The organism is Nocardioides sp. B-3, from assembly GCF_024703895.1.
GTDB lineage: Bacteria > Actinomycetota > Actinomycetes > Propionibacteriales > Nocardioidaceae > Nocardioides.
In genome coordinates this window covers 1,299,998-1,323,090 of record NZ_CP087968.1, presented here as the reverse complement: position 1 = coordinate 1,323,090, position 23,093 = coordinate 1,299,998, and the positions used below count along the sequence as shown (strand labels likewise).

Here is a 23,093-nt window from a genome sequence, read left to right as displayed (position 1 = left end):
TCACCACGAAGGTGACGGCTGCCTCGACGAGTCCGAGTAGACGCAAGCTCGGACCGTTGTCGTCGTACGCTCGCGTCGTGCACGTCTTCGTGAAACCGACCCAGACCTTCCTCGCCTGCCACGTCTGCAGCGGCCTGATGTTCGCGCGTCGCGAGATCAAGATGACCACGACGGGCATGACGTTCCTCGACCTCGACTGGCTCAACCGGTCGGCGGAGGGTGTGATCTGCGTGCGGTGCGGATTCGTCCACACGTTCATGGGCGACGCGCACCAGTTCGTGGACCCCGCGATCGTGGACCCGCAGGACCTGCCGGTCGACCCCTTCGACAAGACCGAGTCTCACTGACATCCGCGCACGCTGACGCTACCGAAGAGTCAGGGGGTCCTCGGGCCCTGAACGCCCCCGACTGTTCGGTAGCGCGAGGAGGAGCGTTGCCTTGACGGTTCTGTACGGCGAGTGGTTGCCGTCTAGCTGCTGCCTCGTGACTTCGGCGCGGCTCGCACGTGCGCACGCTCGCCCTGCTTGCCGACCGGGCTGAGGAACTCGACCGGTCCTGAGCTGGTGGCCCCGAACCAGTGCGGGGTGCGGGTGTCGAACTCGGCGGCCTCGCCGGGCTCGAGGATCAGGTCGTGCTCTCCGAGGACGAGTCGGAGGCGACCGTTCAGGACGAAGGCCCAGTCGTAGCCCTCGTGCGTGCGGAGCTCGGGCTCGGCGTCGTCGCGGCCGGTCGGCAGGATGAACTTGTAGGCCCGGATGCCGCCGGGCCGGCGGCTCAGCGGCAGGACCGTCCGGCCGTCGCTGGTCGGGATCGGTCGCAGGTTGATGCGGGGGTCGCCGGTCTCGGGGGCATCGACGAGCTCGTCGAGGGTGACGCCGTGCACGCGCGGGCGAGGGGAGCAGCTGCTCCAGCGTGGGTCGGCGCAGGCCCGCCTCCAGCCGGGACAGCGTGCTGGTCGAGATGCCGGTCTCGCCGGCGAGGCCGCTCAGGGTGATGTCGCGTCGCTGACGCAGCTGCTTGAGACGTGGTCCCACGGCGTCGAGGGTGCGGTCGGTGGAGTCGTCCATGGAGTGGAGTTTGCCATTCGGCAACAACGTTTGCAGAATCCGCCTGTCACCGGTCACCATGGTGGACATGACGCACTCGTTCGACAAGGACTACTGGGACCAGATCTGGCACGGCGATCGCGCCACGGCCATGGGCACCAGCCCGGCCAACCCGCACCTCGTCCGGCAGGTCGGCGACCTGACCCCGGGCCGCGCCATCGACGCGGGCTGCGGTGCCGGGGCGGAGGCGATCTGGCTCGCCCAGCACGGGTGGCAGGTCACCGGCGCGGACGTCGCGGCCGAGGCCCTCGAGACGGCGGCCGAGCGCGCCACTGCCAGCGGTGTCGCCGATCGGGTGGACTGGGTGCAGGCCGACCTGTCCGTGTGGGAGCCGGAGTCGCCGTACGACCTCGTCACCACGCACTATGCGCACCCCGCGATGCCGCAGCTGGAGTTCTACGACCGCATCGCGTCGTGGGTCGCGCCCGGCGGCACCCTGCTCATCGTCGGTCACCTCCACCACGGCCACGGCCACGGCCACGACCACGGCCCGCCCGCCGAGGCGTCGGTGACGGCCGCCGACATCACCGGCCGCCTCGACGCCGAGGTCTGGGAGATTGACACCGCCGAGGAGTCGCACCGGTCGATGAATGATTCGCAGATCCACGACGTCGTCGTCCGGGCTCGTCGTCGGCCTACGCTGGCGGGGTGACCCCGGAAGAGGTGGGCAGCTACGCGGAGTCCCCCGGCCGGTGTGAAGCGCAAGGGCACCGAGACGCGGCCGGCGTGGTACGTCCGTGATCGTCTGGTCGTACGCCTGCACGACCCCAACACGCTGGTGATCCGCGTCCCGCTGGACCGGCGCGAGCCGCTGCTCGAGGCCCACCCTGAGACCTTCGGCGTGCCGCCACGCATGGAGGCGCACCACAAGATCGAGGCCTACCTTGATCACGCGGAGCCCTCCGCCGTACGCACCGCCATCGAAATGGCCCGGGAGATGCAGCGGTAGTTGTCGTATTGGCGTCATCTCGTTCGTGGAACTGGTGAGAGCAGGTCCCACCACAGGAGATGAGCCAGATGTTCACCATCGAGGAGCACAGCGGCACCTACGCCGGCACCCGTCGGCGGCACAACGGCTACTACGCCGGCGACTTCAGCGGCAGCCGGATGCGGACGGTCAGCGAGCTCGCGACGCTGGCGACGATCCGGCCCCCGACCTTCGCGGGATAGCGTTCGCGGGTGAGCATCCTCCGCCCCTCCGACGATCCGACGGAGGCGATCGCCCAGCTGCGGACCCGGCTGGCTGCCGACGATCCCGATCGGTTGCTCATCGAGACCTCCGGATCGACCGGCATCCCGAAGCGGGTCCTCCTCTCGCGAGCCGCCGTCGTCGCGTCCGTCGAGGCCAGCGCGACGCGTAGGAGCGCAGGGCCAGTGGTTGCTGGCGTTGCCGTCGTCGTACGTCGCAGGCGTCCAGGTCATCTGCCGGTCGTTGCTCGCCGGGGCCGAGCCGGTGGTGGTGACGGGCCTTGATTTCGACACGGCGCTGGCGCGCCTGCTCAATCAGCGGCCGTTGTTCACCTCCCTCGTCCCCACCCAGCTGCACCGCTTGCTCGAGGACGAGCGCCGGGTCGACGCCCTCCGCAACCTCCACACGATCCTGCTCGGCGGTGGACCCATCGACCCGGCGCTCCGGGCCGGGGCAGAGGCTGCGGGCCTGCGCATCGTCGCGACCTACGGCTCGTCCGAGACCGCCGGCGGCTGCGTCTACGACGGCATGCCCCTCGACGGGGTGGCCCCGGCGATCGGCACGGACGGCCGGGTCCGGATCGGCGGTCCGACGATCTTCGAGGGCTACGACGGAGATCCCCGGCTGACCGCCGAGACGCTCGTGGACGGCTGGTTCCTCACCTCCGACGCCGGTCGGCTCGACGACGACGGACGTCTGCACGTGCTCGGTCGGATCGACGACGTGGTGATCAGCGGAGGGGTGAACGTGCCGCTGCCCGCCGTCGCCGCCCGGCTGCGCGAACACCCGGGCATCGACGCCGTCGAGGTGATCGGCCTGCCCGACGAGGAGTGGGGGACGCGCGTCGTGGCGTTCGTGGTCGGGACGGGGGACGGCCTGCGCGACTGGGTCTCCGAGGTGCATCCGCGCGCCCGGGCGCCGCAGCAGGTCGTCGTGCTCCCCGAGCTCCCACTGCTGCTCAACGGCAAGGTCGATCGCCAAGCGCTCAGGAGCCGAGCATGATCCACGTCTTCTCGATCCCGCTGCGCACGAGGTTCCGCGGCATCACCGTGCGCGAGGGCGTGCTCATCCGGGGCGCCGCCGGGTGGGGCGAGTGGTCGCCCTTCCCGGAGTACGGCGACGACGTGGCCCGGCCCCGGCTGCGATGTGCGGAGGAGGCGGCCGCAGGGGACTGGCCGGCCCCGCTCCGCGACCGGATCCCGGTCAACGTCACCGTCCCCGCGTGCGGCCCCGACGATGCCCACGAGATCGTCCGCAAGGGAGGCTGCACCACCGCGAAGGTGAAGGTCGCCGAGCGCGGCCAAACGCTCGCCGACGACATTGCCCGGCTCGAAGCGGTCCGCGACGCGCTCGGCCCCGGCGGCCTGATCCGCGTGGACGCCAACGGCGGCTGGGACCTCGACGAGGCCGTGCACGCGATCGGCCTGCTGGAGCGAGCGGCGGCCGGCCCGGAGTACGTCGAGCAGCCCTGCGCGTCCGTCGAGGAGCTCGCCGCCGTGCGCAGACGAGTCGACGTGCCCATCGCCGCGGACGAGTCGATCCGGCGCGCCGAGGACCCCTATCGCGTGCGGGACCTCGAGGCCGCCGACATCGCGGTGCTCAAGGTGCAGCCGCTCGGCGGCGTGCGCGCGTGCCTGCGGATCGCCGAGGACATCGGGCTGCCGGTCGTGGTGTCGAGTGCCGTCGAGTCGAGCGTCGGGATCGCTGCGGGCGTCGCGCTGGCCGCCGCGCTGCCGAACCTCGAGCATGCCTGCGGGCTGGCCACGATCCAGCTGCTGACCGACGACGTCGCGGTCTCGCCCCTGCTCCCGGTCGACGGCTTCCTGCCGGTCGCCCCGGTCGAGCTCGACGACGAGGCGCTCGCGCGGCTGGCAGCGCCCAGTGATCGTGTCGCCCACTGGGAGCGCCGGCTCGGCGCCGTACGGCAGGATCTGCGTCCATGACCGACGCCACCGCCCTCGCTCGCACAGTCGTGGAGGCGCTCATCGCCGGTGGCGTCACGGAGGTCGTGATCGCGCCGGGCTCGCGCAACGCGCCGCTGTCGTTCGCCGGGTTCGACGCAGCCGCTGCGGGGCTGCTGCGGTTGCACACGCGCATCGACGAACGCACGGCCGCGTTCCTCGCGCTCGGGATGGCGAAGGTCTCGGGACGTCCCGCGGCCGTCATCTGCACCAGCGGGACCGCAGTCGCGAACTTCCACCCAGCCGCCCTCGAGGCAGCGCACTCAGGGGTGCCGTTGGTCCCGGTGACGGCAGACCGCCCGGCCAGCCTGCGCGGCACCACCGCCAACCAGACCACCAACCGAGGTGCGGATCATTCCGGGCCTCGACTGCCTCGACATCGCCGAGCCGAGCCAGCGCGAGGAGATCGACAACCACCCGGCCGGCTGGTCCATGCCCGTCCACCTCAACGTGCAGCTCGCCGAGCCACTCGTCCCCGACGGCTCGTGGCAGGTCCCCGCGATCACGACCTCGACGTGGCGGCGCCAGCGTCCTGACGAGATCGAGATCCCGCACGGTCCGCGCACCGTCGTGGTCGCCGGGGACGACGCCGGTCCGTCGGCCCGGGTGCTCGCCGAGCGCGGGCAGTGGCCGCTGTTCGCCGAGCCGACGAGCGGCTCGCGCACTGGCACCCACGCGGTGCGGACCTACCGGCTCCTGCTCGACAGCGATCTCGGCGACCGGATCGAGGCGCGTCGTCGTCGCCGGGCACCCGACCCTCTCGCGGCCGATCAGCCGCCTGCTCGCGCGTGACGACGTCGAGGTCTGGGACGTCGAGGCCGACGGGCTGTGGCGCGAGCGGCCCTTCAGGGTCGACCACGCGGTCGCCCGCGCCACGACCGCCGAGGAGACCGACACTGCGTGGTTCGACGCCCGGGCGGCGGCGGACCGTGACGTCGGCCGACAGCTCGACGCGCTGCTCCGGGACGAGGCCGACCTGACGCCGTACGAAGTCGCGGGTGCGGTGGCCGGGGCCCTGCCCGACGGCGGGCTGCTCTTCGTCGGCGCCTCCAGCCCCATCCGCGACCTCGACCTGATGGTGCCGCGCTACGGCGTCGGCGGGCGTCGCAAGGTGATCGCCAACCGCGGTCTCGCCGGCATCGACGGCACCATCTCCAGCGCCATCGGCGCCGCGCTCGGGCGCGACCGCAGCACCCGGGCGCTCGCGCTGATGGGCGACGTGACGTTCCTGCACGACATGACCGGGCTCGTCCTCGGCCCGCGCGAGGCGCGGCCAGACCTCACCATCGTCGTGGCCAACGACGACGGCGGCTCGATCTTCACCATGCTCGAGCAGGGTGCGCCGGAGTTCGCCGACCGCTACGACGCGCTCTTCGGCACGCCGCACGGCGTCGACATCGGGAGCCTGTGCGCCGCCACGAAGACACCGCACCTCCGCGTCGACTCGCTCGGGAGCGCTGGAGCAGGCGCTCGCGTCTCCCAACGGCGGCATCGAGGTCGTCGAGGTCGTCGTCCGGCGCGACAACCGCCGCGAGCTCGATCAGCGGATCAGGGCGCTGCGACCTCGCTGAACGTCGCACCCAGCAACGTCGGCGTGCCCTTCGCGGGCAGGTGGATCACGCCGACGGCGAGGTCGGCGAAGGACAGCACGCCCTTCTCGGCCTTCCGATACTTCCCGTACGGCGCCGCCCACCGCACCATCAGGTCGCGCCGTCCGTCGAGGCGGGTCGTGACGCGCAGCGCCACCCGGGGCCAGCGCTCCGTCGGCGACGCTCACCACGCGCGACACCCCGCCCGGCTCGACCGAGACGGTGTAGCCGCTGAACATCGCGCGGCCACCGAGGTCCGCGATGTTCTCGCGCCACGCCTTCGAGTCCCGGTCGATGGCCAGCCGGTCGTCGCGGTCACCCGTGCGCAGGTAGTCGCGCCACGCGGCGGTCGCGGCGGCCGCCCGGTCGGCGTCGGGCAGCAGGCCGGGCCGCCCGGCATCGGGGAGGTCACGCGACACGATGCTGCCAGCCTCGCGCAGCCGGGGCGCAGACACACCCTCCTTGGCGAACAGGTCGACGCGCGTCGACCTGCCTTCCTTCGAGGCGACGAGCGACCACATCGGGTAGGAGTCGAAGCGGCCGGAGAACGCCTCGATCCCGACGTATGCCGGCACCGAGCGCCGACCCAGCTTGGTCTGCTTGCCGACCGGGGTCGCGAAGAGGTCGCTCTCCAGCGCCGGTCCGGTGTCTGCGCGGCGCCACGCGTCCGTGCGATAGCGGGGAGGTCGGGCGGCCTCGATGGCGGTGCGCAGCCGTTCGCCGTACGACTCGAAGAGCGCGGGCAGCTCGGCGCGCGTGAGCGCGACCTTGGTGGTCGCGAGCTCGGAGGACTGTCGCTTCGCCGGCAGCAGGTCCTCGTAGGTGCAGCCGGCCGGGGACAGGGTGAGCACCACCGCGAGCGCGGTCCGCCGCGCCCGGCGCTTGCCCCCTCGGGAGGGAGTCGGAGCGACGATGTCCGCCGGGACGTACGCCGCAATGCGCTCCGCGGCCGACGGGCCCTGCGGGAGCGGTGGACGGCGGCGCGACCTGAGCAGCAGCTCGACGCAGGCCAGCAGCACCAGCGAGCCGACCCCCGAATGCGACCAACGCCCACCCGGAACAGGCCGGGCACGGTGATGCCGAACGAGACCGTCGTCGGACCCACGCCCGACACCGGCGCGATCACCCACTGGGCGGCGGTCGAGTCGCGATCGAGGGTGAGCTCCTCGACGCCGGTTCCGCTCATCGAGGAGGTCCAGAAGTCGGCGTCGGCCGGCGCCACGGCGTTGCCAGACCCGACGTCCTCGGCCTCGACCCCGGTGCGGGTGACTCGGGTCAGCCGGACCCCGGGACGAGTCGCCGACGAAGTCGGCCACGTCCACCGGGTGCGCCGTACCGATGAAGACGCCCTCGGGAGCCGACGCGCGCAACGTGACGGTGACGCCCTCGAAGGCGAGCAGGTCGGGCGCCGTGAGCACCGGCCGGCCGTCCCGGCCGAGCTCCGCGGGCTGGTTGAAGACGGTGTCGTCGGAGCCGACGAGGGCCGCGACCGCCGCCCCCGCCGCCAGCACGAGCAGGGCCACGAGCGCGACGAACGCCGGGGCAACCCTGCCCACGCTCCCCAGACCCGACACGCGGGGGATTATCCATGCCGGGCCGGGGCACCATGACATCCATGACGACTGACTCTGCCCACGCGACCACGCCCGGTGTCATCCCTGTACGTCGAGTTCCACACCGGCACCCGGCGGCGGCTCACGATCGACCTCACCACCGGCAACTCGCGCGCCCTCGACAAGTACCGCCCCGTCGCCAGCATCGACGGGCGGCAGTTCATCGTCGTGTGGGGCCCGGTCACGTGGGAGATCCCGGCCGATCGCAACGTGCACGTCAGCGTGCACCTCGAGGGCGACTACCTCGCGCAGGCCGCGTCGGTGATCCTGCCGCCGGGTGAGGGGCACGCCGCGCTGCGCTACGCCACCGACTACATGAGCGGCATCGGTACGCTCGCCTGACAGACTCCGGGGGTGGAGATCGCCCTGTTCCTCATCGCCCTCGTCGTCGTGGTCCTCACCGGCACGGCAGTGGCCGACCGCCTCGGTCTACCGGCGCCACTGCTGCTGATCGCCGTCGGCATCGTCGGCACCTACCTGCCGTTCGTGCCGGTGGTCCACCTCGAGCACGAGGTCGTGCTGCTCGGTCTGCTGCCGCCGCTGCTCTACGCCGCCGCGATCCAGACCTCGCTGGTCGACTTCAACGCCAACCGGCGCGCGATCCTCTTCCTCTCGGTCGGTCTCGTCGCCTTCACGGCCTTCGGCGTGGGCGCGCTCGTCCACTTCATCGTGCCGAGCATCTCCCGGCCGATCGCGATCGCCATCGGTGCGGTCGTGGCCCCGCCGGACGCGGTCGCGGCCACCGCGATCGGCCGCAGCATCGGCCTGCCTCGACGGGTGGTCACGATCCTCGAGGGGGAGTCGCTGTTCAACGACGCCACCGCCCTCGTCCTCCCGGGTACGGCGATCGCCGCCGCATCGGAGGGCGTGCAAGCCGTCGACGTGGGCCTCGACTTCCTGTGGGCCTCCGCCGGCGGTGCCGCGCTCGGGTTCATGGTCTTCCTGATCGTGGCCAAGGTCCGCAAGCTCGTCACGGACCCGCTGATGGACACCGCGATCTCGCTGGTGACGCCGTTCGCGGCCTTCCTGCTGGCCGAGGAGCTCGAGTCCTCCGGCGTCATCTCCGTCGTCGTCGCCGGCCTGCTGCTCGGGCACAAGGCGCCGATCATCCAGACCGCGCAGTCCCGCATCGCTGAGCGGATCAACTGGCGCACGATCGCCTTCCTGCTGGAGAACACCGTCTTCCTGCTCATCGGGCTGCAGGCTCGCTGGATCCTCGACGGTGTCGCCGACAGCGAGCTCTCGCCCGCACGGATCATCGCCGTGTGCGCCGGCACCCTGCTCGCGGTGATCGTGCTGCGCCTCGCGTGGGTCTTCGTGGCCCGTTATGCCCTGGTCCGCCCGGGTCCCGATCCCAGCACCGGGCAGGTCCCGCCCCGGCCCTACACGTTCCTCCTCGGCTGGGCGGGCATGCGCGGTGTCGTGACGCTGGCAGCCGCCTTCATCATCCCCCGGGACGGCCGAGCACCACGAGGTGCTGCTCCTCATCGCCTTCACGGTCGTGGCCGGCACGCTCTTCATCCGGGGCCTCTCCCTGCCCCGGGTCGCCCGCCGGCTCAAGGTCCCCTCGCCAGACCCCCTCGACGACGCGCTCGCCCGCGCCGCCCTGCTCCAGCAGGCCTCCAAGGCCGGGTTCATCGCGCTCGACGAGCTCGAGCACGACGACCCGCACGGCGTCCACGACCTGATCCGGCAGCGTGTCGACCAGCGCAACTTCGCCGCCCGGGGAGCAGCTCTCCACCACCGCCGGCCGGGACTCGCCCAGCGACGTCTACGCCCGCGCCCGGCTGGTGATGATCGACGCCGAACGCCAGAAGGTGCTCAAGATCCGCAGCACCGGCACCGTGCCGAGCGAGGTCGTCCGCGAGGTGCTGAGCATCCTCGACGTCGAGGAGTCGATGCTCGACATCTCCACCACCGACCACGACGCGGACGCCCCCCGCGTACGTCGCATCCCGACCGGTCGTTCCTGCGACCACCTCGACACGGCCGGTCACGCACCGGTGGCCACCGCCGAGGACGGGCTCGTGTGCGAGCAGTGCATCGAGCTCGGTTCGCACTGGGTCTCGCTGCGCCGCTGCCCGGCCTGCGGCAACGTCGCCTGTTGCGACTCCTCGCCGCACAAGCACGCGACCGAGCACTTCCACGACAGCGCCCACCCCGTCATGCAGTCCGCCCAGCCGGGCGAGGACTGGCGCTGGTGCTTCGTGCACCACCTCACCGGCTGACGGATCTCGTAGAATGCGAAACGCGCCGCCCCACCGGAGTGGGGCGGCGCGTCGCCGCATGAGGTGAAGCTGTCAGACCCGGTTGATCAGGCCTGCCACAGGCGGACCCAGTCCACCGCCATCGTCTGGGGCAGCTTGGAGTCGCCGCCCTTCATCTGCGAGATCTCGTAGTCCGAAGCGAGCACGCTCAGGATCGGGAACTGCTCCTGGTCGGAGATGCCGACCTTGGTGCGCCGAGTCTCCTTGCCGTCGATGCGGAAGATGTAGACCGACCGGGTCCACTCCACGGAGAAGACGTGGTAGTTCTTCGACCAGCCGTCCTTCTTGTTCTTCAGGAACGACGTCGAGTTCTTGATCCACGAGCCGGTCTTGACGGCCTGGTTGTTCTTCGTGGAGTAGATGAACGACGTCAGGCCGCCCGAGGGGTGCTTGTCGCCGAAATACTCGATGACGTCGATCTCGGCGCGGGGGTCGCCACCCGCGGCCACGGTCGGCCGCATCCAGAAGCCGCCGTGCTGGCCGCGGAGCTTGTGCGTCTTGATGCGAGCGGCCGCGAAGCCGTACTTCATCGAGACGGCGCCCTCGGTACCGATGTGGCCGTTGAGGCGGTAGGCGAAGGAGCCCGTGGACTTGCCGTCCTTCTTGGCGACGCACTTCTCGCCGGAGCGGGTCGGGTCCTTGATCACGCTGAGCCGGACGGTGCCGCCGCTGACGGAGACCGCACTGGGCGAACCCTTCGAGCACTCGCGCAGGCTGGCGGGCTCGTAGTTGGGGCCGCGGTGGTTCCAGTGCCCGAGAGCGTGGAGCCGGAGAACTCGTCGGTGAACGACGCGGTCAGCCAGCGGGAGGTGCTGGTGGACTTGCTGGTGACGGCCTTGGCACCCTTGTACGCCGCAGCGGTGACGCGGTAGTTCAGCGCCTTGCCGCGCTTGGAGATCGGGGCACCGAACTCGGCGAGACCCTTCTTCGTGAGCTTGGTCTTCGAGACCGTCTTCCACTTCTTGCCCTTCTGCACGGAGTGCAACGGGGCGACCGGCCTTGGCCGGCTTGATCGTGGCGGTCAGCGCGGCCTTGGCCGAGTTGGCACTCGCCGGCTTGCTGCCCTGCTGCACGATCTGCGGCATGGCGACAAGCTTCGCCTTGCTCTTGGCCTTGCGGGCGTTGGTGGTGTTGAGCGGTGCGTCAGCAGCGTCGGCGGTGGTGGTCGCGGAGACCATCAACAGCGAAGCGGGCATGAGCAGCGCGACAAGGCTTCCAGCCATTGCGCGGCGTCCAGACATGAGTTCTCTCTTCGTCTCGGGTGCGTGTGGTTCCCCCGGCATCCGTGAGGGCGCCAACACCATAACGGGGAAGGAAAGCGGTTCGACAATCTGACCAACGAGCCGTGTTGAAGGTTGTCACAGTCTTTAGGCTGGCCACATGAGGTTGACGAAGTTCGGCCACGCATGTGTCCGGGCCGAGCACCGCGGGGCCGTGGTCGTGCTCGATCCGGGCGGTTTCACCGAGGCGGGAGCGGTGGACGGGGCGACCGCTGTCCTGATCACCCACGAGCACGCCGACCACTACGACGCCGGTCATCTGCGCCGTACGGACGCGCCGATCTTCACCATCGAAGGCGTCGCTGCGCGGATCCGCGAGGACGCTCCGGACCTCGTCGAGCGGCTGCACGTCGTCGAGCCGGGGTCGTCCTTCGACGTCGGGATCACCGTCGATGTCGTGGGCTTCAAGCACGCGGTCATCCATCACGACCTGCCACGCATCGACAACAGCGGCTACCTGCTGACGGTCGGCGACCAGCGCGTCTACCACCCGGGCGACTCGCTCACGATGCCCGAGACCGACGTCGACCTCCTGCTCGCGCCCATCAGCGCGCCGTGGTTGAAGATCAGCGAGGCGATCGACTTCGTCCGGGCGGTCGGGGCACCGCGCAACCTCGGCATCCACGACAAGGTCTACAGCGACGTCGCTCTCGGGATCGTCGACACCCACATGGGCAACCTCCTGCCTGACGGCCGGGAGTTCTTCCCGCCGCGCAGACGGGGCGGACGTCTAGGAGGACAACGCGTCGCGCACGGGCACGAACTTCGCACGGGACTCGGCCAGCTCGGCCTCGGGGTCGGAGCTGCCGACGATTCCGCAGCCGGCGAAGAGGCGGACGGTGTTGTCCCTGACCAGCGCAGAACGCAGCGCGATGCCCCACTCGCCGTCGCCCCCCGGCGTCCATCCAGCCCACCGGTCCGGCATAGCGGTCGCGGGCCATGCCCTCGATCTCCGCGATGAGTGCGACCGCCGAGGCGGTCGGGGTGCCACCGACGGCAGCGGACGGGTGCAGTGCCTCGGCCAGCTGCAGCGACGAGACTGTCGCCGAGTCGTGGACCACGCCGGCCACGTCGGTGGCGAGGTGCATGACGTTGGGCAGGTGCAGCACGAAGGGCACCTCGGGCACGTTCATCGACGAGCAGTGCGGCTCGAGGGCGTCGGCGACCGACCGGACGGCGTACTCGTGCTCCTCGAGGTCCTTCGAGGAGCGGGCCAGCGTGCCGGCCGGGGCGGCGTCGCGCTCCTCGTCGCCCGTACGGCGGATGGTGCCCGCCGGGACCCGTGAGGTGACGAGTCCGCGCTCGCGGCGCACGAGCATCTCCGGCGTCGCGCCGAAGAGGCCGTCGACGTTGAAGGTCCAGCACATGGAGTAGTCGCGGGCCAGCTTGCGCAGTGCCCAGCGCACGTCGAGCGGCTCGACGCACGTGGCGACGAGGTCGCGGGCCAGCACGACCTTCTCCGGGTCGCCGGCGTTGATCCGGGCCACGGCGTCGGCCACGACCGTCATCCGGGCCTCGCCGTTGAGGGAGCCGTCGGCGAAGCTGAGGCCGGCGGGGGCATCCGGAAGTGGAGCGGGCGCGAGGGTGGGCTGGTCGACGCCGACCGTTGTCACCCGGGCCCGATCACCACGCCGGCCGACGACGACCTGCGGGACCACGAGCACCGAGTCGCCGGGCTCGTCGGCAAAGCCGAAGGAGCCGAACGCGACCGGGCCGGTGCCCGGCTCGTTGACGGCATCGTGGACCTCGGCGCGGCCGGTGATCTCGGACCACCACTTGTCGGCGTCACTGAAGCGCGCGGTGCCGCTCGTGCGGATGAGGGCTGCCACGCCCCAGCCGACGAGCCCCTCGTCGCGGCGCAGCCGGGTGACCGGGGCGTCGACCGGCAGGAGGTCGAGCAGCGATCCGACCTCGTCGAGACCGGCGGCGACCGTGCGCACGACCAACGGGTCGCCGACGGCGGTCGAGGGTGTCGTCACGAAAGCGGAGCCTACGCCGCGCCCCGGCCGCAGCGGACGGGTGTCAGTCCCGACGCCCGTCAGGTTTCCTCGACTCGTTCGTAGGCTCTGCGATGTGTCCGCCCTCTCCTCGTCCACCCACACCGCCGTGACACGACGCTGGCGGGTCCGGTTGGCCATCACCGTGGCCGTGCTCGGACTCGGAGCGGCTGTGGCGACGGCCGTGGCGATTGCGCACGACGAGTCGCTCGTCGTACCCCTCTTCCTGTGGCTGGGTGTCGGCGCGCTTGCGCTGGCGCTTCAGCAGGTGCCCCGGTCAGTGACCTCGCAGGAACGGCCCCGGATGGCGGCGAGTGCCGCCCGGGTCGTCGTGGGCATCATGCTCTACGTCGTGGTGCCGGTCGTGCTGAACCGGTTCTGATCGCTGGTCCCCTTGCCGCAAGCGGCTGCGGGCTCGCGGCCGCTCTCAGCCCCGGCTGCGCCGGCTCTGAGCGCCGCCGCTCGACCGGTAGACAACCACCTTGTCGCCGATGCGCACCGGGTCGAAGAGCCAGCGGATGCCGTTGTAGTCGCGCACGTTGACGCACCCGTGGGAGGCGCCGTTGTAGCCGGTGGCGGCGAAGTCGGGGGAGTAGTGCACCGCCCGGCCTCCGGAGAAGAACATCGCGAAGGGCATGGAGGTGTCGTAGAGGCTCGAGACGTGGTCGCGCGACTTCTTGAACACCGAGAACGCGCCCTCGCGGGTCGGCAGCTCGTCGGAGCCGAAGCGCACGTCGTAGCGCGACTGGACGATGCCGTCGATCACCCAGCGCAACGAGCGCGACGTCTTGTCGACGCACATCGCGCGCCCGGTCATGCAGAGCGGGTCGAGCGCCGCGCCCTTCGGCTCGATGTTGAACAGCTCGGCCTTGGTCGGTTTGCGCGTCATCTCGGCGAGCCGGTCGAGGGTGCGGCGGTCGACCTCGCCCGTGACCGGGATCCTGCGCTTGGTCTGGAAGCCGGTGACCGCCTCGACGGTCCGCTGGTCGAAGACGCCGGTGACGTCGCCCTTCCACCACTGCACCTGCTCGAGTCGAGCCTGCAACCGCCGGACGGGCAGGCCCCGGTCGCCGGCCACGAGGATCGCCGGGCCGGGCGTGTAGATGTTGTGCAGGGCCTCGTGGGTCGGCTCGCTGGTCTTGGCGACCAGCTTGTCCCACGTGACCCGGTCGACGATGCCGGTCGTGTCGCGCTTGCGCCGCGCCTGGAACGTGCGGACGCCGTCGCGGGTCTGTGCGTCGAACCTGCTCGTGATGACCTCGGAGTGCAGCCCCAGCTGGTGCAGCCGGCTCTGGAGCACCCGCACCTTCCAACCGGTGTCTCCGAACCTCAGCCGGTCGAAGGCCGCAACGGCTGGCGTGGCGACCGAGACGACGGTCAGGCTCATGACGAGGGCGAGGAACAGCTGGACGAGGCGGCGTGAGCGCATGTGATCTCCGAGGTTGGCGGTCGACGACAATCGTAGGGACGCCCACCGACAACACGAAGTTGCCGGATCACTAGGCTCGGCTCGTGGCCCGCGCTGAACTCGACAAGCAACCGACCGACGTCCGACGCATGTTCGACGCGGTCGCCAAGCGCTACGACGTCACCAACGACGTGCTCTCCCTCGGCCGGGACCGGCGCTGGCGCCGCGACGTGATCGACGCCGTCGATCCGTCGTACGGCGACAAGGTGCTCGACCTCGCTGCGGGCACCGGCACCTCGAGCCAGCCCTTCGCGGACCGTGGCGCGATGGTCGTCCCCGTGCGACTTCTCGCTCGGCATGCTGCAGGTGGGCAAGAAGGCGCGCCCGGCGCTGCCGTTCACCGCCGGTGACGGGATGAAGCTGCCGTTCGCCGACGACACCTTCGACGCCGTGACCATCTCCTTCGGGCTGCGCAACATCGTCGACCCCGCACAGGGACTGCGCGAGATGCGACGAGTGACGCGTCCCGGGGGGCGCCTCGTCGTCTGCGAGTTCAGCCACCCGACACGGTCGCCGTTCCGGACCGTCTACATGGAATACCTGATGAAGGCGCTGCCCGCGATCTCGCGTGCCGTCTCGTCCTCACCGGACGCCTACGTCTACCTCGCCGAGTCGATCCGGGCCCGGCCCGACCGGGGCGGGCTCGCCGACCTGATCGCCGGCGCCGGGTGGCGCGAACCCCAGTGGCGCAACCTCTCCGGCGGCATCGTCGCGCTCCACCCGCGCGACCGCCTGAAGGTTCAGCCCAGCGCTGCAGCCTCCGCGGCCAGCGCGCTGACGCGCTCCCAGTCACCGCTCGCGAGGGCGTCCGAGGGCGTCAGCCACGACCCGCCGACGCACCCGACGTTGGGCAGCGCGAGGTAGGACGCGGCCGTGGCCGACGTGATCCCGCCCGTCGGGCAGAAGCGCGCAGCCGGGAGGGGCGACGCGATCGACTTCAGGTAGGCAGCGCCGCCCGACGCCTCCGCCGGGAAGAACTTCATCTCGGTGAAGCCCGCCTCGAGCACGGCCAGCGCCTCGGAGACGGTCGCCGTTCCCGGGAGGAAGGGGAGCCCGGAGCCGGACATGGCCGAGAGGAGCGTCGGCGTACACCCCGGTGACACCGGGAACTGCGCCCCGGCCTCGACCGCCCGCTCGACCACGGGAGGGAGACACGATCGTGCCGGCGCCCACCGAGATCTCCGGGACCTCGGTCGCGATGGCGCGGATCGCCGCCAGCGCGACGGGCGTGCGCAGGGTCAGCTCGATCACCGGCAACCCGCCGGCCACGAGGGCGCGGGCGACGGGCACGGCGTGCGAGAGGTCGTCGATCACGACGACCGGCACGACGGGGACGATCGACAACAGTGACTCAGACGTGCTGGGCAACGGGGGACTCCTCAGTGGGGGCGGGCAGTGGACGGATGACGCTGGCGCCGGTCTCGGCGGTGCCGACGATCGCGCGGAAGCCGGCGAAGAGCTCGCGTCCCGTCCCGGCCCACTCGATGTCGTACGGCGCACGGCCGGTCGTCGCGCGGCGGTCGAACTCGGCGTCGGGGACGTCGAGATCGAGCCGGCCGGTCTCGGCATCGACGGTGACGAGGTCGCCGTCCCGGACGCGGGCGAGCGGGCCGCCGAGGGCGGCCTCGGGGGTGACGTGGATGGCGGCGGCCACCTTGCCCGATGCCCCGGACATGCGACCGTCGGTGACGATCGCGACGCGCCGGCCGCGGTCCTGCAGCACCCCGAGCGCGGGCATCAGCTTGTGCAGCTCCGGCATCCCGTTCGCGGCCGGCCCCCGGTAGCGGATGACCGCGACCGAGTCGCGGTCGTCGAGACGACCAGCGGCGAAGGCGGCGAGGAAGTCGGCCCGGTCGTCGAAGATCACCGCGGGGGCGGTCACCACGCGGTGACCCGGCTCGACGGCCGAGACCTTCACGACCGCGCGGCCCAGCCGGCCGGTCAGCATCCGCAGGCCGCCGTCGGGCGCGAACGGATCGTCGGCCGGGCGCAGGACCGTGGTGTCGTGGGACGACTTCGGGCCCTCCTCCCACACCAGCTCGTCGCCGTACAGGCGGGCCTCGCTGGTGTGTCGCCACAGCCCGCGTCCCGACACCGTCAGCACGTCGTCGTGGAGGTAGCCGTGGTTGAGCAGCGTGTGGACCGGGAACGGGGTGCCGCCGGCCGCCACGAAGTGGTTGATGTCGGCGCTGCCGTTGGGGTAGATCCGCGTCAGCAGCGGGACGGCTGCCGACAGGTCGGCGAGGTCGTCCCACGTGAGGGTGATGCCCGCGGCCGCCGCCATCGCGACGAGGTGCATCGTGTGGTTGGTCGAGCCGCCGGTCGCGAGCAGCGCGACGCACGCGTTGACGATCGCGCGCTCGTCGACGAGGTGCCCGACCGGTGTGGGCTCGCCCCCGGCCGCGGTGATGGCGACGGCGCGCTCGCCGGCCGCGCGATCCAGCGCCGCCCGCAGGGGAGTCCCCGGGTTGGCGAAGGTCGCGTCCGGCAGGTGCAGGCCCATCACCTCCATCAGCATCTGGTTGCTGTTGGCGGTGCCGTAGAACGTGCAGGTGCCCGGGGAGTGGTAGGACGCCGCCTCGGCCTCGAGCAGCTCCTCACGGCCGGCCTTGCCCTCGGCGTAGAGCTGGCGCACCCGCGCCTTCTCGCCGTTGGGCAGCCCGGACGGCATGGGACCGGCCGGCACGAAGAGCGTCGGCAGGTGCCCGAACGACAGCGCGCCGATCAGCAGGCCGGGCACGATCTTGTCGCAGACGCCGAGCATGATCGCGGCGTCGAACATGTCGTGCGAGAGGGCGACCGCGGTGGACATGGCGATGAGGTCGCGGCTGAAGAGCGAGAGCTCCATGCCCGCGCGACCTTGGGTGATGCCGTCGCACATCGCGGGCACGCCCCCGGCGAACTGGGCGAGGCCGCCCGCCCTGACGATCGACTGCTTCAGCACCTCCGGGACGTCACGGAACGGCTGGTGCGCCGAGAGCATGTCGTTGTACGACGACACGATGGCCACGTTGGGCTTGCGGCTCGACCTCAGGCCGCTCTTCGCCGGCTCGTCCGAGGCCGCGAACCCGTGGGCCGGGTTGGCGCACGCCAGCTTGCCGCGCGCCGGGCCCTTGTCTGCGGCCGCGTCGATGCGGGCGAGATAGGCCGTGCGGGTGGGGGCACTGCGCCGTACGATCCGCGCGGTCACCTCGGCGACGGTGGGGTGAAGGGTGTTCATTCGGTCTCCTGCCGGGATCGGCCGTCGCGCTCGAGGAGCGTGCTGGCGGCGAAAGGGCCGTGCGTGCCGGCGGGATACCGGCGGGGTCGGTGGGTCGGCTGCGACCAGCGGTCGAGGATCGGCGCCACCCACGTCCGGGCGGCCTCGACCTCGTCGCGGCGCATGAACAAAGTGGTGTTGCCGCGGACGACGTCCATGAGGAGCCGCTCGTAGGCGTCGGGCGAGCGTTGGCCGAAGGCGGTCGCGTAGCTCAGGTCGAGGGACACCGGACGCAACCGGATGCCGCCCGGGCCGGGCTCCTTGGCGGTCATGTGCAACCGCATGCCCTCGTCGGGCTGCACCCGGATGTGCAGGCGGTTGGGCTCGGTCGCCCCCTCGCTGTGCGGGAACATCGGGTGCGGCGGCTCCTTGAAGACCACCACGATCTCCGAGAGCCGCTCAGACATCCGCTTGCCCGTGCGCAGGTAGAACGGCACGCCGGCCCACCGCCAGTTCTGCACCTCGGTCTTGATCGCCACGAAGGTCTCGGTGCTGCTCTCGTGGCCGACCTCTTCGGCGTACGACGACGTGGCCGCGCCGTCGCACAGCCCGGCGGCGTACTGGCCGGCCACCGTGTCGCGGTCCACGATCTCGGGGGTCATCGGACGCAGTGCCTGCAGCACCTTGAGCTTCTCGTCCCGCACCGTCTCGCGATCGACGTAGGTCGGCGGCTCCATCGCGACCGGGCAGACGAGCTGGAGCAGGTGGTTCTGCACCATGTCGCGCAACGCGCCCGAGCGGTCGTAGTAGGAGCCTCGCTCGCCGACGCCGAGCGACTCCGACACGGTGATCTGCACGTGGTCGACCCAGTGGCTGTTCCACAGCGGCTCGAGGAAGGTGTTGGCGAAGCGCGTGACCGGGGAGGTTCTGGACGCTCTCCTTGCCGAGGTAGTGGTCGATGCGGAAGATGTGCGACTCGTCGAACACGCGGCCCACGGCCTCGTTCACGGTCTGCGCGGTGGCGAGGTCGGTCCCGATCGGCTTCTCCAGCACGACGCGGGATCGCTCGGTGGCGAGCCCGACCCGGTCGAGGTGCTCGCAGATCGGGCCGAACAGCGCTGGCGCGACCGCGAGGTAGAAGACGCGGATGACGTCGTCGCCGGCCGCGCCGTCCTTGAGCCGGTCGTGCAGGCGGTGCCGGGCGCCGACGTCCTCGACGTCGAGGGTGACGTGGTGGAGGCGGGCCAGCAGGCGCCGTACGACCGGATCGGTGAGCTCGTCCGCGGCGACGTGCTCGGTCAGGGCCGCCTCGACCATCGCGCGATAGCCGTCGTCATCGACCTCGGCGCGCGAGACGCCGATGATCCGGAAGCCCTCGGGCAGCTGGCCGTCGCGGTCGCGGAGGTAGAGCGCCGGGAGCAGCTTGCGGGGCGCGAGGTCGCCGGTGCCACCGAAGACGGTGAAGTCGCACGGCTCGACGGGGGTTCCGGGGGTCATGGGACACCACCGTACGGACGGTTAGGGACTTCCACAACCAAACATTGGTATTTTTCAGACCAAAGCGATCTGATGCTTGAATGCCACGCACCATGCCCTCCTCACCGGTGTTCCGTTCGCACGTGGTCGACGCGTCGTCGCCCTCGGGCGCGACGGCAGGACAGGTCCCGGAGCTGATCCGCACGGGACGCGCGACGACCCGGGGCGAGCTGGTGCGGGTCACCGGGCTCTCGCGCACCGCGGTCGCGGCACGCCTGTCGTCCTTGGCCGAGGCCGGGCTGGTGCTGGAGGGCGACGAGGAGTCGGCCACCGGCGGTCGGCCCGCCGCGACCCTCGTGCTCAACCGCGATGCCGGACTGGTCCTCGCGGTGGCGATCGGGCGCAGCCGCTCACAGCTGTCGGTCTGCGCGCTCGACGGTTCGGAGCTGGCCGCGGTCAGTCGTGACCGGGAGGTGGGGCTCGGTCCCGACGTGCTGATGCCGGTCGTGGTCGAGCAGCTGCAGCGGATGCTGGGTGAGCTCGGGCGCTCGGGCGACGAGGTCCGCGGCGTGGGCATGTCGCTGTCGGGGACGGTGGACCCGGTGCGGGTGGTCAGCGTGGACTCGCCGGCGCTGGCCGGCTGGGACGGCGTGCCCCTCGTGCCCTACCTGCGCGAGGTCACTGCCGCACCGGTCGTGCTCGACAACGACTGCAACGTGATGGCCCTCTCCGAGCGCGACGGCCAGCTCCCCGGACGACGACAATGTGTTGGCGCTGAAGGCCTCGACCGGGCTCGGGCTGGGGATCGTCGCCGACGGCCGGATCCTGCGCGGTCATCGCAGTGCGGCCGGCGAGATCGGCCATGTGAAGGTCGAGGCCGCGAAGGGCCTGATCTGCCGGTGCGGCGACACCGGTTGCCCGGAGGCGGTCGCCGCCGGCTGGGCCCCCACGGTGGAGCGGCTGCGCAGCGACGGTCAGCAGGTCGACCACGTGCGCGACCCGGTGGCGCAGGCGGTTCGTGGTGATGGTCAGGCGCGATCGATCGTGCGCGAGTCCGGTCGCCGCGTCGGCGAGGCGATGGCGGCCACGGTCACCGTCCTGAACCCGCGCGCCATCATCGTGGGCGGCGACATGGCCGGAGCCTTCGACACCTTTGCCGCCGGCCTGCGCGACACCCTCTTCTCGTCCACGACGGCGCTGGCCGGCCGTGACCTGCAGGTGCTGCCGTCGACGTACGGCGAGCGGGCGGGCCTCGTCGGCTGCGTCCGGCTCGCTCTCGAGTCCGTGCTGTCGCCCCACGCCGTCGACGCCGAGCTGGCCCGGCACCATGGCTGACGTCTTCGACACCTTGCCCGACGGACGAGTCGTGCGACTGCTAACCATCGGCTCGGCTCCCGGCCCCGTCGTCGAGGTGCTCACGCTCGGCGCCACCGTGCACCGGCTCGAGGTCGGGTGCGGTGACGGCGTCCGCCGCAACGTCGTCCTCGGACACGCGGACGCGGCCGAGCGGATGGCCAGTGGGGACTACGACCGGTCGATCTGCGCGCAGGTGCACGGGCGCTGGTAGGGCGGGTCGCGGTCGAAGAATCGACTCTGCGGGACGCGAGCAGGGACTGGCTTGTCGAGCGGGCTCGTCAGCGTCATGCCTGACCCCGTCCACCACACGGCATCGTCGTCTGATCTGCCCGGGTCCGCATCGGCTCGGGGCTCAGTCCTTGTCGGTGAGGATCTGCAGGGCTGTCTCGGCGTCGATCCGGGGCTGGCCGGTCAGGATTGTCCGAGAGATGTCGTCGGCTGTGAGCCTTGTGCGCAGGGTCTGCAGCCCGGATCGGTCGGACCCGGTGAAGCCCTTGCGCTCGGCGAAAGGGTCGTCGATGCAGGCGAGTAGGGCCACGGCGTCGCGCAGGTGGCGGTCGGGGTCGCGGGAGTCGGACTTGTAGGCAGCAGCTTTCAAGATGAGCGCGCCGAACGGATTAGGTACCGAGACGATGGTGATCGTTCCGGGCTCGATCTCCAGACGCGCGTTGACGGTGCGGCGTAGCGCCTGCGTTCCACCGTCGATGCGAACCATGTCGCGGCCGGCCAGCCGTTCGGTGACCTTCGGAGCGTGGTGGTCGGAGATCAAGACGTCGACTACTTCCTCAGGCTCTTCGTCGGGGCGGCCGGCGACGAGGTCGATCTTGCTGGTGCCGCGGTAGAAGCGGTGAGCGGTGTTGTCGCGCGGGTCGACGGCCGAACGCAGGTCGTAGCCAATGGAGCGCAGCGCGGCCGCGGTCTCGGAGGCGACGTCGCGAGAGGTCTCGATGTGCAGCACGATGTCGACATCGTTGGTTGGGCGTACGACGCCCGGGCTGTGGTGAATGGAGTGCAGTTGGGTCATCAGCCCGCCGACCGGGGTCCACTTATCGGTCGGCAGCACCGAGGCGATCTCGGAGACGTTCGGCCGGGGGTCTGGCCAGCCGCCGAGGGGCGCGACGACGTCGACGGAGAGGCGCCCCGGCACCCGGGTGCTCAGAGCCTGTCATTCTCACGGAACAGCTCCAGCCGGCTAGCCAAGGTCTGCTCTCCCACAGCGCGTTCCCGCGGGTCGAGGGAGGTGGCGGCGTCGACGGCCGCGAGCGTCCTGTTGAACGCCGCTAGGTACTTGACGAAGCCGATGTCCATGCCGGTGTAGCGCAGGGTGATGGATCCGGTGGTGTCCTCTACTAGCCGGAAGCGGCGTACGAGGTTTGCGATCCGGTCTGTGTGGATGTAGCCGTCGACGATGGCGTCGTCCTCGATGAGCCCAAGCCGCTGGCGACCGGGGACGACGAGCTCCTCGTGGACGCGCGTGATGACGGAGCGATGGCCGGACCATGTAGTGACCGTCGCGCGGTCGCGCAGGCGGATCGCCAGCTCGGTCGGCTCGATGATCTCGCGCAGAGTGGCGCGGACTCGGTACGTCTGGACATCGCCGAGTCCCAGCGGTGCCGCATTCGAGAGGATGGCGATTGCTCCCCAAGCAGTGTGCTCCGCCCGGGTCCGGGTCCGACCCGAGCCGCGCCCGACGCGGTAGCGCTCCACCGATGTGCGGTCGAAGATCCCGCGGGCCACGCGGGTGATAGATCCTGTCTCGGCAAGGACGCGAACCACGGCGCGCCTCAACGCCCAAGAGGTCGGATACCTCTTGGGTCGTCAGAAAGTCGCCCTTGGTTGTCATAACAGAATATTGCCTCTTCCGGTGGTTATCTGTAAAGGGAAGAGCAGGCGAGCGGCACGGCCGATGGGGTGGGCGGCTCGTGGGGCGCCGACCCGGGGCAGCGTCCACACCGTCCGGATCGTCACGCCGCCCTCCGCGACCCCGGCGCGGTCGGCGGACACGGATCGAGTGCGACTGCGCTGATCGGCCGTTGGCCGGCACCCGAAAGCCATCCATTTAGGCAACGCGGAAGTGCGTTAAATCCGCAGGTGAGGGGCCGTTTTGGCCCCTCCCACCCCCGACGTGACGCACGGCACGTCGGCCCCTAGACTGTGCCCTGCGCCACTCGTGAACTCATTCACAAAGTCACGAAGTGGGGGCAAAGCGAGAGGGAAGGGAACGTCAGGCATGGAGCTCTACACCCCGGTGCTGGTGCTGGCCCTCATTGCTGCGGCCTTTGCGGTGGGCTCGGTGGTCATGAGCGCCTCCGTGGGTCCGAAGCGATACAACCGGGCCAAGCTCGACTCCTACGAGTGCGGCATCGAGCCCACTCCACAGCCGATCGGCGGCGGCCGCATCCCGGTGAAGTACTACATCACCGCGATGATGTTCATCATCTTCGACATCGAGATCATCTTCCTCTACCCGTGGGCCGTGCACTTCGACGCGATGCGCTTCTTCGGCCTCGTCGAGATGGTCATCTTCATCGCCACTGTCTTCGTCGCCTACGCCTATGTGTGGCGTCGCGGCGGACTGGATTGGGACTGAAT

General features: G+C 70.8%; 25 protein-coding genes and 6 pseudogenes. 18 read left to right on the top strand and 13 right to left on the bottom strand.

Annotated elements, in window-relative coordinates; genetic code table 11:
- The first annotated feature begins 77 nt into the window (after positions 1-77).
- Positions 78-347: a hypothetical protein gene (locus LP418_RS08755; RefSeq protein ID WP_257955998.1), complete on the top strand. Its 270-nt coding sequence runs from the start codon at positions 78-80 to the stop codon at positions 345-347.
- A 122-nt stretch (positions 348-469) separates the two neighbouring features.
- On the opposite strand, the pseudogene LP418_RS08750 reads toward LP418_RS08755, so the two are convergent.
- Positions 470-1,067 (bottom strand): annotated as a pseudogene (locus tag LP418_RS08750) (helix-turn-helix domain-containing protein).
- Positions 1,068-1,134: 67 nt separating this feature from the next.
- Here LP418_RS08750 and LP418_RS08745 point away from each other — a divergent pair.
- The 7 genes from LP418_RS08745 to LP418_RS08715 all read left to right on the top strand — a co-directional run bounded on the left by LP418_RS08745 (position 1,135) and on the right by LP418_RS08715 (position 4,792).
- Positions 1,135-1,758, top strand: a complete 624-nt coding sequence (locus tag LP418_RS08745; protein WP_257955997.1) for an SAM-dependent methyltransferase — start codon at positions 1,135-1,137, stop codon at positions 1,756-1,758.
- A gap of 42 nt (positions 1,759-1,800) precedes the next feature.
- Positions 1,801-2,055: a hypothetical protein gene (locus tag LP418_RS08740; protein ID WP_257955996.1), complete on the top strand. Its 255-nt coding sequence runs from the start codon at positions 1,801-1,803 to the stop codon at positions 2,053-2,055.
- 68 nt (positions 2,056-2,123) lie between these two features.
- The gene (locus LP418_RS08735; RefSeq protein ID WP_257955995.1) at positions 2,124-2,276 is read left to right on the top strand and encodes a hypothetical protein; all 153 of its coding nucleotides are present in this window, start codon (positions 2,124-2,126) and stop codon (positions 2,274-2,276) included.
- A 9-nt stretch (positions 2,277-2,285) separates the two neighbouring features.
- Complete coding sequence (locus tag LP418_RS08730) at positions 2,286-2,579, top strand: hypothetical protein (RefSeq protein WP_257957316.1); 294 nt, start codon at positions 2,286-2,288, stop codon at positions 2,577-2,579.
- On the top strand, positions 2,485-3,297 hold the full coding sequence (locus LP418_RS08725) for an AMP-binding protein (protein ID WP_336275942.1): 813 nt from the start codon (positions 2,485-2,487) through the stop codon (positions 3,295-3,297). Before LP418_RS08730 ends, LP418_RS08725 begins: the two co-directional genes overlap by 95 nt.
- Positions 3,294-4,238: an o-succinylbenzoate synthase gene (locus tag LP418_RS08720; protein ID WP_257955994.1), complete on the top strand. Its 945-nt coding sequence runs from the start codon at positions 3,294-3,296 to the stop codon at positions 4,236-4,238. The genes LP418_RS08725 and LP418_RS08720 overlap by 4 nt, the downstream gene beginning before the upstream one ends.
- Positions 4,235-4,792 carry a thiamine pyrophosphate-binding protein gene (locus tag LP418_RS08715; protein WP_257955993.1) on the top strand — a complete coding sequence of 186 codons (558 nt, stop codon included), beginning with the start codon at positions 4,235-4,237 and terminating at the stop codon, positions 4,790-4,792. Before LP418_RS08720 ends, LP418_RS08715 begins: the two co-directional genes overlap by 4 nt.
- Here the strand turns inward: LP418_RS08715 and LP418_RS08710 are convergent.
- Complete coding sequence (locus LP418_RS08710) at positions 4,759-5,781, bottom strand: hypothetical protein (protein WP_257955992.1); 1,023 nt, start codon at positions 5,779-5,781, stop codon at positions 4,759-4,761. The genes LP418_RS08715 and LP418_RS08710 overlap by 34 nt on opposite strands.
- Positions 5,782-5,796: 15 nt before the next feature.
- Positions 5,797-7,419 carry a hypothetical protein gene (locus LP418_RS08705; RefSeq protein ID WP_257955991.1) on the bottom strand — a complete coding sequence of 541 codons (1,623 nt, stop codon included), beginning with the start codon at positions 7,417-7,419 and terminating at the stop codon, positions 5,797-5,799.
- A 75-nt stretch (positions 7,420-7,494) separates the two neighbouring features.
- On the opposite strand from LP418_RS08705, the gene LP418_RS08700 reads away from it, so the two are divergent.
- The 3 genes from LP418_RS08700 to LP418_RS08690 are packed head-to-tail and all read left to right on the top strand — an operon-like array spanning position 7,495 to position 9,686.
- The gene (locus tag LP418_RS08700) at positions 7,495-7,800 is read left to right on the top strand and encodes a hypothetical protein (protein WP_257955990.1); all 306 of its coding nucleotides are present in this window, start codon (positions 7,495-7,497) and stop codon (positions 7,798-7,800) included.
- 12 nt (positions 7,801-7,812) lie between these two features.
- Positions 7,813-9,252 (top strand): cation:proton antiporter, encoded by a 1,440-nt coding sequence (locus tag LP418_RS08695; protein ID WP_257955989.1) that lies wholly within the window; start codon positions 7,813-7,815, stop codon positions 9,250-9,252.
- Complete coding sequence (locus LP418_RS08690; RefSeq protein ID WP_257955988.1) at positions 9,252-9,686, top strand: UBP-type zinc finger domain-containing protein; 435 nt, start codon at positions 9,252-9,254, stop codon at positions 9,684-9,686. Before LP418_RS08695 ends, LP418_RS08690 begins: the two co-directional genes overlap by 1 nt.
- An 86-nt stretch (positions 9,687-9,772) precedes the next feature.
- On the opposite strand, the gene LP418_RS08685 is transcribed toward LP418_RS08690, so the two are convergent.
- Positions 9,773-10,921: a glycoside hydrolase family 16 protein gene (locus LP418_RS08685; RefSeq protein ID WP_257955987.1), complete on the bottom strand. Its 1,149-nt coding sequence runs from the start codon at positions 10,919-10,921 to the stop codon at positions 9,773-9,775.
- 184 nt (positions 10,922-11,105) lie between these two features.
- On the opposite strand from LP418_RS08685, the pseudogene LP418_RS08680 reads away from it, so the two are divergent.
- A pseudogene (locus tag LP418_RS08680) lies at positions 11,106-11,570 on the top strand (MBL fold metallo-hydrolase); the annotation flags it as partial.
- 1 nt (position 11,571) lies between these two features.
- On the opposite strand, the gene LP418_RS32860 reads toward LP418_RS08680, so the two are convergent.
- Positions 11,572-12,984 carry an isochorismate synthase gene (locus LP418_RS32860; RefSeq protein ID WP_442940147.1) on the bottom strand — a complete coding sequence of 471 codons (1,413 nt, stop codon included), beginning with the start codon at positions 12,982-12,984 and terminating at the stop codon, positions 11,572-11,574.
- Positions 12,985-13,078: 94 nt separating this feature from the next.
- Between LP418_RS32860 and LP418_RS08670 the strand changes: the two genes are divergently transcribed.
- Positions 13,079-13,384, top strand: a complete 306-nt coding sequence (locus LP418_RS08670; protein WP_257955986.1) for a hypothetical protein — start codon at positions 13,079-13,081, stop codon at positions 13,382-13,384.
- A gap of 45 nt (positions 13,385-13,429) precedes the next feature.
- On the opposite strand, the gene LP418_RS08665 is transcribed toward LP418_RS08670, so the two are convergent.
- Positions 13,430-14,431, bottom strand: coding sequence for a L,D-transpeptidase family protein (locus LP418_RS08665; RefSeq protein ID WP_257955985.1), 1,002 nt, complete (start codon positions 14,429-14,431; stop codon positions 13,430-13,432).
- A 128-nt stretch (positions 14,432-14,559) separates the two neighbouring features.
- Here LP418_RS08665 and LP418_RS08660 point away from each other — a divergent pair.
- Positions 14,560-15,190, top strand: a pseudogene (locus LP418_RS08660) (demethylmenaquinone methyltransferase); the annotation flags it as partial.
- 20 nt (positions 15,191-15,210) lie between these two features.
- On the opposite strand, the gene LP418_RS30555 reads toward LP418_RS08660, so the two are convergent.
- From LP418_RS30555 to LP418_RS08635, 5 genes and pseudogenes are all read right to left on the bottom strand, one after another.
- Positions 15,211-15,573 (bottom strand): aldolase, encoded by a 363-nt coding sequence (locus tag LP418_RS30555; RefSeq protein WP_257956955.1) that lies wholly within the window; start codon positions 15,571-15,573, stop codon positions 15,211-15,213.
- A 100-nt stretch (positions 15,574-15,673) separates the two neighbouring features.
- Positions 15,674-15,760 (bottom strand): annotated as a pseudogene (locus LP418_RS30550) (keto-deoxy-phosphogluconate aldolase); the annotation flags it as partial.
- Positions 15,761-15,821: 61 nt separating this feature from the next.
- Complete coding sequence (gene edd / locus LP418_RS08645; protein ID WP_257955984.1) at positions 15,822-17,690, bottom strand: phosphogluconate dehydratase; 1,869 nt, start codon at positions 17,688-17,690, stop codon at positions 15,822-15,824.
- The gene (locus tag LP418_RS08640) at positions 17,687-18,526 is read right to left on the bottom strand and encodes a glucose-6-phosphate dehydrogenase (protein WP_257955983.1); all 840 of its coding nucleotides are present in this window, start codon (positions 18,524-18,526) and stop codon (positions 17,687-17,689) included. Before LP418_RS08640 ends, edd begins: the two co-directional genes overlap by 4 nt.
- Before the next feature lie 127 nt (positions 18,527-18,653).
- Positions 18,654-19,166: pseudogene (locus LP418_RS08635) on the bottom strand (glucose-6-phosphate dehydrogenase); the annotation flags it as partial.
- A gap of 80 nt (positions 19,167-19,246) precedes the next feature.
- Here LP418_RS08635 and LP418_RS08630 point away from each other — a divergent pair.
- The 3 genes and pseudogenes from LP418_RS08630 to LP418_RS08620 all read left to right on the top strand — a co-directional run.
- Positions 19,247-19,822 (top strand): annotated as a pseudogene (locus LP418_RS08630) (sugar kinase); the annotation flags it as partial.
- Between the two features lie 88 nt (positions 19,823-19,910).
- On the top strand, positions 19,911-20,480 hold the full coding sequence (locus LP418_RS08625) for an ROK family protein (protein ID WP_257955982.1): 570 nt from the start codon (positions 19,911-19,913) through the stop codon (positions 20,478-20,480).
- Positions 20,473-20,712, top strand: coding sequence for a hypothetical protein (locus LP418_RS08620; protein WP_257955981.1), 240 nt, complete (start codon positions 20,473-20,475; stop codon positions 20,710-20,712). The genes LP418_RS08625 and LP418_RS08620 overlap by 8 nt, the downstream gene beginning before the upstream one ends.
- Before the next feature lie 141 nt (positions 20,713-20,853).
- Here LP418_RS08620 and LP418_RS08615 read toward each other — a convergent pair whose 3' ends face one another.
- Positions 20,854-21,648, bottom strand: coding sequence for a hypothetical protein (locus tag LP418_RS08615; protein ID WP_257955980.1), 795 nt, complete (start codon positions 21,646-21,648; stop codon positions 20,854-20,856).
- Between the two features lie 8 nt (positions 21,649-21,656).
- Positions 21,657-22,238, bottom strand: coding sequence for a hypothetical protein (locus LP418_RS08610; protein ID WP_257955979.1), 582 nt, complete (start codon positions 22,236-22,238; stop codon positions 21,657-21,659).
- Between the two features lie 493 nt (positions 22,239-22,731).
- On the opposite strand from LP418_RS08610, the gene LP418_RS08605 reads away from it, so the two are divergent.
- Positions 22,732-23,091 (top strand): NADH-quinone oxidoreductase subunit A, encoded by a 360-nt coding sequence (locus LP418_RS08605; protein ID WP_257955978.1) that lies wholly within the window; start codon positions 22,732-22,734, stop codon positions 23,089-23,091.
- Positions 23,092-23,093 lie beyond the last annotated feature (2 nt).